Here is a 575-nt window from a genome sequence, read left to right as displayed (position 1 = left end):
GATCACGAGCGGATTGCTGTTCATCCCAGAAACATGTCAGGCCAGTCCTATATAACAGTTACTGAGCATATGCCACTCAATCATCAACAAGCCCTGGAAAGTAAGGGATGGTCAAGAGATGAATTAATTGGCAAAGCAAAAAGGGTTGGACCAAATACTGAACAAGTAGCCATTAGAATCCTGGGAACAAGCATCTACATGGAACAGAATTATAAATCTTGTTTCGGAATGATCATGCTCCAAAAGAAATACGGAACGGCTCGGCTTGAAAATGCTTGCGCCAGGGCCCTGACGGGCACGCGAATTAACTACACGATGATCAAAAATATACTTCAGTCAGGCTTAGACAAACAACTTCAAATCGTAATGGATCAAGCACTTCCATTACATGACAATATTCGCGGAGCAACTCAATACTTATAAAATAAACAATCATGAACACAAATGCCACGCTCGACAAATGAAATCGCTACGCCTTACCGGTATGGCTCACACCTCTCAGCAACAGTTGACTTTGCCGGTTCACAAGCAACTTGAATCCCATGACCTCATTGCACAATTAATCCAAGGTGAGC

The 575-nt window shown here is 43.0% G+C and carries 1 pseudogene; it reads left to right on the top strand.

Going from position 1 to position 575, the window contains the following annotated elements:
* Positions 1-423 (top strand): annotated as a pseudogene (locus ACX0G7_RS27340) (IS21 family transposase); the annotation flags it as partial.
* Positions 424-575: the final 152 nt, after the last annotated feature.

The organism is Flavitalea antarctica (genome assembly GCF_054461535.1).
This window is presented reverse-complemented; position numbering and strand designations above follow the sequence as displayed.